Source organism: Parabacteroides sp. AF14-59, from assembly GCF_003479515.1.
GTDB classification, from domain to species: Bacteria; Bacteroidota; Bacteroidia; order Bacteroidales; family Tannerellaceae; genus Parabacteroides; species Parabacteroides faecis.
Genome location: NZ_QUHH01000030.1, coordinates 52,779 through 65,745 on the forward strand (window position 1 = coordinate 52,779; position 12,967 = coordinate 65,745).

Consider the following 12,967-nt stretch of genomic DNA (forward strand, 5'->3'; position numbering starts at 1 on the left):
ACATTTCATTATGACAAGCGATACCAATTCACTTATAAGCACACTAATTTTAATAGCTTCACAGTATTTCTAATACATCTCTTAGTCTTCTGTAATACCTTTGCGATACATTTAATTCAATATCCGTAAACGGCGAATACAACTCACACTTCAACGTCACATTTTCAATCGAACATAAATAATCAAGATTCACAATATAATCCTGACTAATCTGCACAAAAGAAGGATTGATACCCAGTAAATCTTTGGCTGTCGTACTCATACGGAGTTTATGCAGTTTGCGATCAGCAGCAAGCATCATTTGCCAGCAGCGCAATTCCCTTAAATATTGGAACAAAAGAATTTCCTCACACTTTACAAAAACTAGCCCGGATATAGTTTGAACCGCAAACTTACTACGAATAAGCAGCTTCCGTAATGACTGTTCAATATTAACTTTCTCATCTTTGACAACATGAGCACGAAGACGATTTATCAAATCATCTAACTCTTTCAACTTATAAGGCTTCAACAAATAATCAAAAGCAGACGCATGGATTGCATCCAACAAATATTTATCATAAGCAGTATAAAAAACTATATGCATATCCGGATGAATATCCGACTGTATCCGGCTTAAAAGTTCCAGACCTGTCATTCCCGGCATTTCGACATCAATGAAAAGCAGGTCCGGTTGTAAACGGACTATCTCACGGGCTGCATTATCCGGAGATGTACAAGTTGCTACGACACGTATCTCCGGGAAGCGTGATAAATCGCTTTCTAAACATTTGATACAAGAGGGTTCGTCATCGACGATGACTGTAGTAATTTCATTCGCATTCATAAAGCAAAGTTGTAATTAAGTGGGACAATTAATGAGACACTGGTTCCATGCTGTTTTTCAGAGGCAGAATACAGGTCTCTGATGGAAAATTGCATTTTACCGATATTGTGAGTATTCAATAAATCGGTTGTACGATATAGTATTTTTAAACCCTGGCCGGTACTTCTCTCATCCCTGGCATGTGCACCGGGATGGTAACCAATACCGTTATCTTCTATCAATACATGAAGTTCTTCATCTTCTACTGATATAGATATGGTGATGCACGGATTCAAAGATTCTGTATTAAAAGCATATTTCACTGCATTCTCAACCGGTATCTGGATAGACATTGAAGGGACTAACGTATCCATAGATACGCCGGAGGAGATGCTCCACTCCACCCGGATACGTTCCGGATCCCCCAGCATTTTCAACTTCAGATAGTTCTTTACAAAACTTACTTCTTTTTCTAATGGAACCGCCAGTTGTTCAGAAGAAAGCAAGTCGCCTCTCAATACATCGATCAGCAAATTTACCGGTTCGGAAAGTTCTTCATAACGGCGGAAGATAGGCATAACCGAGTTCAGTACATTAAATATATAATGAGGAGCAATACGATTTCTGACAACCGCCATACGCAATTGGGTGATAGTAGCTATTTGCTGTTTATAACGAAGCTCTTTCTTCCGACGGATATAAAGCAGCGCACATACCATTAATAAAACAACAATAATTAATCCTAGTCCGGCAATCCATGCAAGCCACATCCATTGCTGTGCCTTAGCTTCAGTTTGCGTAATCATGATATCTTTCTTCAAAAGAGTCGTATCCTGCCGATAACGAAATTCGGTCTCACGAATACTATTCTCAATCTTCATATTCCGCAAAGAATCTCCACAAAGGTTCGCCTGGTTCCTGTAATAATACGCTTGGGCAAAATCTTTCTTTTTACGGTATAACTCCTCCAACCGCTTGTTATGATAATATTGGTACTGGAGATCCGTATGAAGCGTATCATAAGGTTGATTCAATCGCCGCGCAGCTTCCTGCAAATCATTTTCCTGCAAAGCTAAAGATGCAAACAATCCATCCATATAAAACTTTATGCCGGGTTGCTGCAATGCGGATTCCCCGAAAAAGGCAACAGAACGTTCCAGATAATAGTGGGCGGAATCCGGCTGCTCCTTCAACAAATATATTTCACCGATATTCCCTTCTACTATACCCCGATAAATAGGTTGAGGAAAGTTTGCTACAATCACATTTGCCCGCTGGAACCAAACTAATGCATTATCATATTCTTTGGTTACATAATAATAGTTACCTCTGGAATTAGCAAAATAGTACTTTTCATAATCGCTTCCTTTATCCCAATATTGTTCTGCCTTCCGAAAATAAGAATCAGATAACGAATAGTTCTCCAGCTCCTGATACAATTTTGCCAATCCGGAATAAATAGGATAATTCATCTTATCACCAACACCTAAAGAATCAGAAAGAAACAATGCTTTACGGTAATGATAACCGGCCCAGCCATAATCACCCTGATGCTGATAACAATCAGCCAGATTAATATAGACATTTATCGCAGGTAAACGTTCAAAATCGTTTACCTGCGATAATGCTTCTGAAGCATTATGCAAACACACAATGGCAGAGTCCCATTGATTCATATCCTGAAAGAAAACACCCCGGCTATTATAGGCATCTGCCGATAATTTCAGTAGACGACCATCTTTTTCCGGTTGTTTTTCAACAAAATGTAAGACCCGATCATTCAATAAGAATGCAGAATCAACCTGATTGCTAAAATAATAACAACGGGAGATCGTTTGATCCAGATTATAATAGTTTATGCTATCCGATATATTTTCCTGATCAGTCCTTAATTTAGAAATAACAGCTAACGGCCTTACAGCCAAAGAGTCCCTATAAAAAGAAAGCAAAGAATCGACCCTGCTCGTTTCAGCCTCCTTTACAGATGATTTTTGAAACGAACAACCCAATAATAGACTAAACAGGATAACGAATACCCCATATGGCGTTAACTGTTGTTTTTCCATACTTGCCTTCCCTTTCTAACAAAGAACATAAAATATTATGACATTTACAATCGGTTAATCCCATTTTAACGTATAAACTTTAATTATCATGATTAAACGCTACATTTAAACAGACAAACGCCAAATCCGTAAAGCATATATATACAAAAAGAGGATACTCTTTCGAATATCCTCTCCTATTTATTATATGTATTAAATTTTACTTACACATCTCATTGATAACCGCGATCAGCTCGCCGCCAATCTCTTCGGCTTCTTCCATTGTGTGAGCTTCCGAATAGATACGAATGATAGGTTCGGTATTACTCTTACGAAGGTGAACCCATTTATCCGGGAAGTCAATCTTTACACCGTCGATATCAGTGATATCGTATTGAGCGAATTTTTCCTTTACCTTGGCCAGGATGGCATCCACATCAATCTCCGGAGTAAGCTGTACTTTCTGTTTAGAGATAAAATACGGAGGATAGCTGGCACGCAGTTCACTTGTTTTCATTTTCTTCTTTGCCAGATGAGTAAGGAACAAAGCGATACCCACCAAAGCATCACGACCGTAATGGCTGGCCGGATAGATCACCCCACCGTTGCCTTCGCCGCCAATCACAGCATTTGTTGCTTTCATCTTAGTAACAACATTTACTTCACCTACGGCAGCCGCATTATATTCGCAACCATGAGCACGAGTCACATCACGCAATGCACGGCTTGAACTCAAATTGCTAACTGTATTACCCGGAGTATGACTCAATATATAATCCGCTACGGCAACCAATGTATATTCTTCACCAAACATTTCACCGTCTTCGCAGATAATAGCCAAACGGTCTACGTCCGGATCCACAACAAAACCGACATCTGCTTTCGCATGTTTCATCAATTCTGAAATCTCCGTCAAGTTCTCAGGGATAGGTTCCGGATTATGAGAGAAGTTTCCGTGAGGAGCACAATGCAACTTAAAAATCTCCTTTACACCCAATGCGTAAAGTAAATCCGGCAATACGATACCACCTACGGAGTTTACTGCATCGATAGCTATCCGGAAATTAGCAGCCTTTATAGCTTCTACGTCCACCAAGTCAAGATTGAGTACACTCTCAATATGTTTCTGTTTATATGTATTGTCGACGATCACTTTTCCCAGATGATCGACATCAGCAAATTCAAAACTTTCGGAAGCAGCAATATCCAACACTTCAGCACCTTCGGCTGCATTCAGAAATTCACCTTTTTCGTTCAATAACTTCAAGGCATTCCATTGTTTCGGATTATGGCTGGCAGTCAAAATGATACCACCGCAAGCACCTTCCATTGCTACGGCTAATTCGGTTGTCGGTGTTGTAGCCAGATCGATATCGACCACATCAAACCCCATACCGGTAAGTGTACCCAGAACTACCTGTTTCACCATCGGCCCGGAAATACGTGCATCACGTCCTACTACGATTTTGTTTGTTGTAACTGTTGTGTTTTTTCTGATGAAGGTAGCATAAGCTGCTACAAACTTCACAATGGCCAACGGATTTAATCCGTCTTCCGGTGCTCCGCCTATTGTACCGCGAATACCGGAAATAGATTTAATTAGAGTCATAAGTATGTTAGATTATTTTTCGAATGTATATTTTACTTTACTAAAATAGATTGGACTGTAAGTATCCTGGAATGTAGATCCCATTCTTTTAAACGGAACAATCAATCTTACTATAGCGCCATTTCCTACATGATACATTGGAGTCACTAACCCTTCTCCGACAAAATAATCAGGAGCATAGTTTACAAAACCGGAAGATGAAGCAGCAGATCCAAATAAGAACTCTGTAGGAAATCCCCATACACCATTATATTGAGATGATAAATTATCAACCAACAATGTCGAGTCGCTATCCAAAACTCCATGTGCTATAAAACGGCAAAAAACACGTGTTCCAAGCGTTGCTCGTTCGCCATTTCCGGAATCAACAACATTCATATACACACCATTTTCCAACTTCACAAACTCATTCTCCGCAAAAACCCCATTTCCTGGGTAGTCATCAATAATATGAAAGCCTTCACGTTTGATCAACCTCTCAATCGCTTTCCTCTCATCCTTCAAGTGCTCGGTGTACGACTTTGTTTTATCGCATGACACCACCATCAAGGCAGCACACAAAATCATCAGGATATAAAAACCTCTCTTCATCTGTAATTCTTTAATGTATAAATGAGCGACAAATGTATATAATATCTGCCATATCTCAGGCAAGTTTCTCTATTTCTTCTGTTTTATTAGGATTAAATTCCTTCAATCCCTTTTCAAACGTAGCTATGGCATCTTCCAAAGAGCCAAAAAACTCTCCGCCGGAAGCATTCTTATGACCGCCTCCATTAAAATACTGGCAAGCAAACAGATTACAAGGAAAATCACCTACCGAACGAAGTGAAACTTTAATGTAATCCCTATCTTCACGGATGAATACACTAAATGTTACACCTTCGATGCTTAACGGCATATTGACAAAACCTTCCGTGTCTCCTGTCACATAATGGAAACGATCCAGCTCTTCCTTCGAAAGAGTTATCAAAGCAGCATGATGCTCCGGATAAATCTTCATCTTTTCGTATAATACATACCCCTGCATCCGTAAACGGGATTCAGAATATACCTGGAAAACCTTGCGATATATCAAGTCCTTATCGATCCCCTTCTTTATCAGTTCACTGATGATCGTATAAATTTCCGGCTTATTGGAATTATAGGTAAAAGAACCGGTATCCGTCATCATGCCAGTATAAATACATGCAGCGGCCTCCTTCGTCATCAGGTCGAACATTCCCATACGGCAGATAAAACGGAAAATCATCTCACTTGTCGATGACATTTCCGGATATGATATCGTTACCCTGCAAAAATCTGCAGGATTCAGGTGATGATCAATCATTACCTTACGTCCTTCCGAAGCAATCACGGCAGGAGCCAGCTTCTCTATACGTTTAGGTTCATTAAAATCCAGACAGAAAATAACATCTGCATCATGGATCAACTGTTCTGCAAAATCAGGATACTTTTCATGTATCACGATATCTTTCGCCCCAGGCATCCATCTATAAAATGACGGGAACTCATTAGGGACAACAACGGTTACATTATCTTTACCATAAGTAGTAAGGAAATGGTACAACCCCAAAGAAGAACCGATAGCATCACCATCAGGAGTGACATGGGTTACAATAACAAAACTTTCGCCTTTCTCGACGTATTTCTTAGCTTTCTGAATTTTCTCTTCGTGAATGATTTTTGTAATCATATATAATCTTATTTACATGGACAAAGGTAGTATTTTTTTGCGTTCTACACAGTAAAAAAACGTTCAATAAGCAAATCAAAGAATATAAATAACAATAGAAGCAAGCCAGCCAAAAGCATTCCCGGACGCCTGGTTTTGAGATATAACAAGAAACAGAGTATAGAACCATACCCCAGCACAGTAACCAATAAACCGATCCGGGTATAAAAAGCGACTTGTGTCACACGGCTAAAAGAATCTACGATCCAAAACAATGTATGTGTCATCTTTTCCACAAACAATTGTAACAATCCGTATCCGGGAATACCTGCAGGGAGCAATATCCAGATAAGTCCTGCCGGAATAAGAAAGGTCGCCAAAAAGGTCAACGGCAGATTAGTACAGAGAAAAACCAACGAGAACTGTCCGAAATAATACAGATAGAGCAGGGTTGTCCCCGCCTGAGCTGCCAACGTAACAGTAATCCAACCCCATGGCATTGCCACGATCGGGTTTCGCACCATAATGAGATCCTGTAAACGAGGTTGCAGAAACAAGATAGACAAGACAGCCAGATAACTCAATTGAAAACCGACATCAAATAAATATAAAGGATTAAACGCCAGCATACAGAAAGCTGCAGCTGCCAATGTATTATAGCCGTCGGTAGTACGCCTGAGCACTCGCCCGGAAAGATAAAGCGTCAGCATCAAACCGGCACGGACAGCCGACGGTGCTAATCCGGTAATAACGACAAAGCACCAGAGAAGGCAAAGGGTCAACAGATATTTCAACCAGCGATAAAAAGGACTCTTCGGTAAAAAAGAAAACAACAAAGAAAGAAATCCGCAAACAACCGCCACATGAAAGCCGCTTACCGCCAACAGATGGGCAACACCTGTTAAGGAAAACCGTTTTCTCACATCACGACTCATACCTTTACGATACCCAAGCGTAATAGTTGCCAGTACCGACTTTTCTTCTTTAGACAAGTTCAACCGATCGAAAGGTTTCAATAAATATTCCTGCTTTCCTCCGGCAAATTCCATTAAGAACGAAGTGCCTGACTCTCCCCTCCCGCCCTGCCAATAGGCAGTCCGCTGAATAGAAAAACTAAGCAATAATGAAAGGAAGACTACACCCCATATCCAGCGTAATTCATAATTACAGCCTGCTACATCTATGCCAGGAGCTAGCCAGGCAAACGCAATAAATACCGTCGGAATAACGATCAATAAGAATGAGATAATACTGCAATTAAATATGGATTGCAGCAAGATTCCGGTTATCCATATAAAAAGCGGCCTGACAAACGGCCGCTTTTGTATTTCTTTTATTATCATACAAAGGTCGGTTTTGGTTGGTTTGTTATACTACTATCTACATCTCTTTCAATTCTTTTATCGTTTGTATCGGATCTGGGGAACTGAAAACAAAACTACCGGCTACCAGTACATCCGCTCCGGCTTCCAGCAATCGCTTCCCGGTTTCCAGATTGACACCGCCATCTACTTCTATCAACGTATCCAACCCTCTCTCACGGATCATTTCTTTCAAACGGGCCGTTTTATTCACCGAATGCTCAATAAAACGTTGTCCGCCGAAACCCGGATTAACGGACATCAGCAAAACCATATCCAAATCCTGGATAATATCTTCCAGCAAACTGATCGGAGAATGCGGATTTAAAGTAACAGCCGCCTTCATACCAGCCTCTTTTATCGCACCGATAGTCCGATGCAGATGCGTACAGGCTTCATAATGCACATTCATCATATAAGCACCTGCCGCAGCTACTTCCTTGACAAATTTCTGGGGTTCGACAATCATCAGATGTACATCCATCGGTTTCTTCAGGATAGGCTTGACAGCATCCAGCACCGGAAAACCGAAAGATATATTCGGGACGAAAACACCGTCCATAATATCCATGTGCAACCAGTCTGCCTCACTATTATTGATCATTTCCACCTCTTTTTGCAAGTGAAGGAAATCGGCAGCCAGCAAAGAAGGAGCAATCTTATGTTTCATAATTTCATGTCTTTTTGGCAAAGGTACAAAAAAAGAAAGAGAACACTACGTTAGTGTCCTCTTTCCTTCAATTTCTTAGTTCATCACATAACCACAAAACTCCGGTTGCAATGCAGGTTCTACGTGGTAGCTCCTTGCAAACTGAGATAGGAAATCAAGCGTTTGTCTGCTTGGTGTACTTTTCTTCTCGTTCCGGTTCCTTTTAGTTTTATCCTTCAATCCATCCATACATTGTGTAGAAAATCTCTTCATAGGCAATCCCCTTTTTAATCGTTTGATAATAAAACGGGATATTTTTCTACTTATTATATGAACCGGAGAATATTTTTGCGGATGATAAAAATCCTAATAGGCTCGCTATGCGAACCTATTAGGCCATAGATAATTCTATACGGTTTTCATCTGCCATACGACGCATGTTCAGGATCGCATAACGCATACGCCCCAAGGCAGTATTGATGCTTACACCCGTAATATCGGCAATTTCTTTAAAGCTCAGATCCTGATAATAACGCATTTCCAGCACCTCACGCTGACTGTCGGGCAAATGTTTCACCAGTTTCTTCACATCCGACAATACCTGATGGCGTACGATATTATCTTCAATCGTTCCGTCGCAAAGTTTGATGTTATTGAATAGATCAACTTCCACTTCATCATTGGACACAGTATTTTCACTGCGTTCCTGACGGAAGTTGTCAATGATCAGGTTGTGTGCAATACGTGTAATCCATGCCTTAAACTTGCCGTTTTCTGTATAACGACCTTGTTTAATAGTCATAATCACTTTGACAAAAGTCTCTTGAAAGATATCTTCTGTCAACTCTTTATTGCGGACTATAAAGTAAATATAGGAATGGATACTACTTTTATGACGGTTCAACAACACATCAAATGCAGCATTATTACCTTGCGCATAAAGGACAACCAGTTCTTCGTCGGTCATCGATTTTAAAGTCTTCATTACTTCTATGTTTTATAGTTTCTTTGAGTAATGTTTATGCTATAGGCAACGAGGTTTTAAATGTTAGACAATTTTGTTTTCGAAAACAAAAGAACAAAAAGTATTTTAAACAGACAAATATTTCTGTTATTTTTATACAAAAATGTCCCCTGCCTGTACATTTTATGTACAAACAGGGGACATTTGCTAACAAACTATATATTTAGAACTTATAACCCAAAGTTAAAGCGACCTGTGTTGTTTTAGTCTTTAATGAGGCGGGATCGGATTTAACGACAACACCTTCATCCAGCAACTTATCAATATCACTTATTCCCGCATGATAAGTATTGGGAAAAGCATAAGCATCCTCCTTATATACACGATAAACGCAAGCCAAATCCATATAAAAATTAGGAGTGAAACGATATCCTAGACCTACAGAATAGGAATTTGTACCTTTATCTACTGTATAGTTAGGAATGGTACCAACAACTCCTACTGCTTGTGTATAATATTCTCCTTTCTCATTCAACGGCGGAATACCATCTTTTAGATGATCTTTCATCGGAGAAGTTCTCCACAAAGTACCCGCACGAACTGAAAATTGAGGGGTTATCTTATATTCAGCACCGACCTTCAAAGTTCCGGACATTCCAAAATCTTTTTTAATATCTTCAGTAGTTTGTAACTCATCACCATTCACGTCATTCAACACCATCCTCTTGTAATTCGTCAATTCATAATCGGCACTAATCAGGAAATTCTGTCCGACACCGGCAATACTAAAAATCCAACGATCCGGCGTACGAAGACGATAATCACCAGACTGATAATCAGGCGTATTTTGTGTATTCCAGTCTTGATTGTTAATGGTTGTCCCAGCTGTTCCGTGAAAATAATCCGTCATTTTATACCATGTCGGAGAATTATATGCCACACCCACACGCAGAAAATCTACCGGACGAACGATTGCCCCAATATTGAATGCATAGCCCGTACCATCAGTAGACAATCCATTATCCAACCGTAACTGGCTGTTTTGAGTAAAGTCTTCCGTATATTCCGTACTAAGCGTATAATCCAAATCTGTTATCGCAACCGTTGCTCCCAAGAAAAAGCGATCGGAGATATTGGTTGCAAAAGAAATGTTATATTGCCCTATTGAACCTTTTTCATTCACTAGCAGATTAACATTCTGAGGACTATAATTAAGCCATTCTCCATCTTTTTCATGCCCGAATGCAGAATGGTATTCCTTATTGTTTCCAGCATAATTATCCACGAAACCGGCGTCAAAACCTAAAATTCCCAGCCATGATATACTACTGTCAAAATAAGGATCATAATTTTTATCACCATATCTAAGATCATTTTTATCTGTGCCATACAATAAATCAGCCACATAATCAGCGACTGAATAAGCCTGGGCACCATTCATTCGGTAAGAACGGTTAAAATCCTTTACCCGATTATAAGAAAGTCCGATATTCCAACCGACAATTCCTTCATCATTTCCTGTCGGGAAGTAGCCAACATAAGCAATATTGTCAAAGTTAAACCTTGTCTTACTTTTATCTACGCTCATGCCGTTCCAATCGGAATTCGTTTTCGCAGACGATAGACTTATCGTAGTAACAACTTCAGAACTACGATATATCCCCAATCCGGCAGGATTGGTAGACATAGACGATATATCCCCACCTAATGCACCAAAAGCACCACTCATTCCCAAGTAACGGGCCGTCCCGTTCAATTCATTTCGTGACATTTTGTATGCATCCATCTCACCTTGTGCATATGCAATACCTCCGGCTAAAAAAAACGCCGATATAAATAAGCACGTTATTCTTTTCATCGTTTCTGTTATTTCTTATACATTAAAATATATAAGGGCAAGTAAATACCAGCCCTTATATTATACCAATTCTCTTTCTTTATTATCTGCGACCACCAGAACGGCCACCGCCTCCTCCGCCACCGCTTGAACGGCTGCTACTACTGCTGCTACTTCCGCTACTGTATCCGGAACTACGACTACTGCTGCTGCTACTTCTGGAAGGAGCAGAATAGGTACTCTGGCTTCTGGAAGGAGAAGTGCTGTAACTAGAGCGGGAAGAACTACTGCTACTTCTGGCAGGAGCTGAGTAAGATCCTGATGAAGAACGTGTGCTTGAACCGCTGTATTCGCTTCTGCGAGTAGTTGTACTTGGACGGGTACGTACGGTTGCATCCGACTGTACACGACCGGAAGAAGTACCTCCGCTAGAACGCAAACTACTACTTCTTGTCGTTGATTCCCCTCTTACTGAAGACGAAGAAGAGGAACGCGTTGAATAACGATCAGAACTTCTGGCACTGGACGAACGATTACTTTCGCTTCTCAATGATGTCGCGCGAGTCGACGAATTTCTGTTAGATGAATACCGGTTACTGCTTACCCCATTATTATTATACCTGCTTGAAGAACTTCTTCCTGAAGTATAACGGCTAGACGTCGAACGTCCGGATGACCTATAACTATAGGGATTATAGTAATTATGATGGTGATGGTGTCCCCAATAGCCGCCACCATAGTAGCCGCCACCGTAATAACCACCGCCCCAATAACCGCCGTACCAAGGACTGCTCCAACCTGCATAGAAGCCACCCCAGCCGAATCCCCAACGAGGACCATACCAGGATGAGTAAGTCCACCAGGGGCTATAACTATACCACGGATCATACCAGTTATAATACCACGGAGAGTTCCAGCCATACCAGCCTCCCCAGCTATTACCCATGTTGATATTTACATTTACATTCGTATTACCGTCGGAGTAATCCGTATCATAACCATAGCTGTAATAACCGTCGCTCAGATACAGATCCACCTGGTCTGCACCGGCAATCGTGATCTTACTCGGAGAATGATAACGTACGATACGTTCGGTATATTCGGTATCCGAACGGCGTTCCGATTTCTTCGTTACCTTCTGATTGTTATCCGGTAACTCTTCGATATAAGTACCGTCCTCCTCATCCAGATCCTCGTTATAAGGTTCCTCAACGTCGACAGATGTATATCGTCTATTGTATTCATCCACATCCCTATCTTTAACGAGCGCCGGATGTGAATCCGATGCCGAAGCCAATACGATTGCAGATGAAGAATCCTTTGCATCTTCTTTTTTGGATTGTATAACCTTCTCTTCTGTCTTTTCTTTCTTTTTTTCTTTACTTGAAGAGAAATACACATCATCAAAGAACTCCTCCTGGGCTGCGGCACTGAAGCCGACCAGAAGCATCACCACTAAAGATGTTAATTTCATGGGTTTCATATTCGTTTCTCCTCTACATTAATATATTTATTCTACTGTTTAGACTCTGTTTCCATCGCCAGGGTTTAAATGCGCACTCTTAATAACTCTAAAAATCTCGCATTCTATATACAAATATAACGCGTTCCCAATAAGAACCAAGCATTTATATATACTTTAACTTTAATATTTATCCTAACATTGGGTTCTCATTAGGTAAGATGCCGTTTGGTCTACAAACGCTGCATCTTCAGGAAACGTTTACATTACTAACCTCCACAAATTCATTCGATTCAGTGAAATTGAAAATGAAACCAAACCCTTCTACCTAAACAACTAAGAATAAACACATTAAACGACATCATGAAATTACTTTGTAAGAAGGTTAGAAATTTCCTCTTTAATATAGAAAGAACTATATATAAAGATATATAAGACATCTGATTTTTTTATTTTTTTTATCACCCAACTCCCCCTTTCGTACTTAAAGCTTATGACTTTTGTTTTCAAAAGTCCCTTATTTCATCATCAAAAGTCCCTACTTCTATTTTCAAAACCCA

Annotated in this window: 11 protein-coding genes; all 11 read right to left on the reverse strand. The window is 40.2% G+C overall.

Annotated elements, in window-relative coordinates:
- Nucleotides 1-58 precede the first annotated feature (58 nt).
- Nucleotides 59-826: a LytTR family DNA-binding domain-containing protein gene (locus tag DWW23_RS23010; RefSeq protein WP_122356601.1), complete on the reverse strand. Its 768-nt coding sequence runs from the start codon at nucleotides 824-826 to the stop codon at nucleotides 59-61.
- Complete coding sequence (locus DWW23_RS23015; RefSeq protein WP_122356603.1) at nucleotides 823-2,871, reverse strand: histidine kinase; 2,049 nt, start codon at nucleotides 2,869-2,871, stop codon at nucleotides 823-825. The genes DWW23_RS23010 and DWW23_RS23015 overlap by 4 nt, the downstream gene beginning before the upstream one ends.
- Nucleotides 2,872-3,070: 199 nt before the next feature.
- Entirely contained in the window at nucleotides 3,071-4,459 is a 1,389-nt protein-coding gene (gene glmM / locus DWW23_RS23020; protein ID WP_122356605.1) for a phosphoglucosamine mutase, read from the reverse strand.
- Between the two features lie 12 nt (nucleotides 4,460-4,471).
- The gene (locus DWW23_RS23025; protein WP_122356673.1) at nucleotides 4,472-5,050 is read right to left on the reverse strand and encodes a DUF4827 family protein; all 579 of its coding nucleotides are present in this window, start codon (nucleotides 5,048-5,050) and stop codon (nucleotides 4,472-4,474) included.
- A gap of 55 nt (nucleotides 5,051-5,105) precedes the next feature.
- Entirely contained in the window at nucleotides 5,106-6,155 is a 1,050-nt protein-coding gene (locus DWW23_RS23030) for a bifunctional oligoribonuclease/PAP phosphatase NrnA (protein ID WP_122356607.1), read from the reverse strand.
- Nucleotides 6,156-6,199: 44 nt separating this feature from the next.
- Nucleotides 6,200-7,474: a ComEC/Rec2 family competence protein gene (locus DWW23_RS23035; protein WP_122356675.1), complete on the reverse strand. Its 1,275-nt coding sequence runs from the start codon at nucleotides 7,472-7,474 to the stop codon at nucleotides 6,200-6,202.
- A 40-nt stretch (nucleotides 7,475-7,514) separates the two neighbouring features.
- Complete coding sequence (rpe, locus tag DWW23_RS23040; protein ID WP_122356609.1) at nucleotides 7,515-8,165, reverse strand: ribulose-phosphate 3-epimerase; 651 nt, start codon at nucleotides 8,163-8,165, stop codon at nucleotides 7,515-7,517.
- 75 nt (nucleotides 8,166-8,240) lie between these two features.
- On the reverse strand, nucleotides 8,241-8,417 hold the full coding sequence (locus DWW23_RS26605) for a hypothetical protein (RefSeq protein WP_187576650.1): 177 nt from the start codon (nucleotides 8,415-8,417) through the stop codon (nucleotides 8,241-8,243).
- 118 nt (nucleotides 8,418-8,535) lie between these two features.
- On the reverse strand, nucleotides 8,536-9,129 hold the full coding sequence (locus tag DWW23_RS23045) for an RNA polymerase sigma factor (protein WP_122356611.1): 594 nt from the start codon (nucleotides 9,127-9,129) through the stop codon (nucleotides 8,536-8,538).
- Nucleotides 9,130-9,331: 202 nt separating this feature from the next.
- A complete protein-coding gene (locus tag DWW23_RS23050) occupies nucleotides 9,332-10,966 on the reverse strand; it encodes an OmpP1/FadL family transporter (RefSeq protein WP_122356613.1) in 1,635 nt (544 codons plus the stop codon).
- An 82-nt stretch (nucleotides 10,967-11,048) separates the two neighbouring features.
- On the reverse strand, nucleotides 11,049-12,428 hold the full coding sequence (locus DWW23_RS23055) for a hypothetical protein (RefSeq protein WP_233564428.1): 1,380 nt from the start codon (nucleotides 12,426-12,428) through the stop codon (nucleotides 11,049-11,051).
- Between the last annotated feature and the right edge of the window lie 539 nt (nucleotides 12,429-12,967).

Excerpts from the sequence above, each read along its gene's own strand:
- DWW23_RS26605 (WP_187576650.1), bottom strand. The coding sequence starts at position 8,417 with ATGAAGAGATTTTCTACACAATGTATGGATGGATTGAAGGATAAAACT.
- glmM (WP_122356605.1), bottom strand. The coding sequence starts at position 4,459 with ATGACTCTAATTAAATCTATTTCCGGTATTCGCGGTACAATAGGCGGA.
- DWW23_RS23010 (WP_122356601.1), bottom strand. The coding sequence starts at position 826 with ATGAATGCGAATGAAATTACTACAGTCATCGTCGATGACGAACCCTCT.
- DWW23_RS23045 (WP_122356611.1), bottom strand. The coding sequence starts at position 9,129 with ATGAAGACTTTAAAATCGATGACCGACGAAGAACTGGTTGTCCTTTAT.
- DWW23_RS23025 (WP_122356673.1), bottom strand. The coding sequence starts at position 5,050 with ATGAAGAGAGGTTTTTATATCCTGATGATTTTGTGTGCTGCCTTGATG.
- DWW23_RS23030 (WP_122356607.1), bottom strand. The coding sequence starts at position 6,155 with ATGATTACAAAAATCATTCACGAAGAGAAAATTCAGAAAGCTAAGAAA.
- DWW23_RS23015 (WP_122356603.1), bottom strand. The coding sequence starts at position 2,871 with ATGGAAAAACAACAGTTAACGCCATATGGGGTATTCGTTATCCTGTTT.
- DWW23_RS23050 (WP_122356613.1), bottom strand. The coding sequence starts at position 10,966 with ATGAAAAGAATAACGTGCTTATTTATATCGGCGTTTTTTTTAGCCGGA.
- rpe (WP_122356609.1), bottom strand. The coding sequence starts at position 8,165 with ATGAAACATAAGATTGCTCCTTCTTTGCTGGCTGCCGATTTCCTTCAC.
- DWW23_RS23055 (WP_233564428.1), bottom strand. The coding sequence starts at position 12,428 with ATGAAACCCATGAAATTAACATCTTTAGTGGTGATGCTTCTGGTCGGC.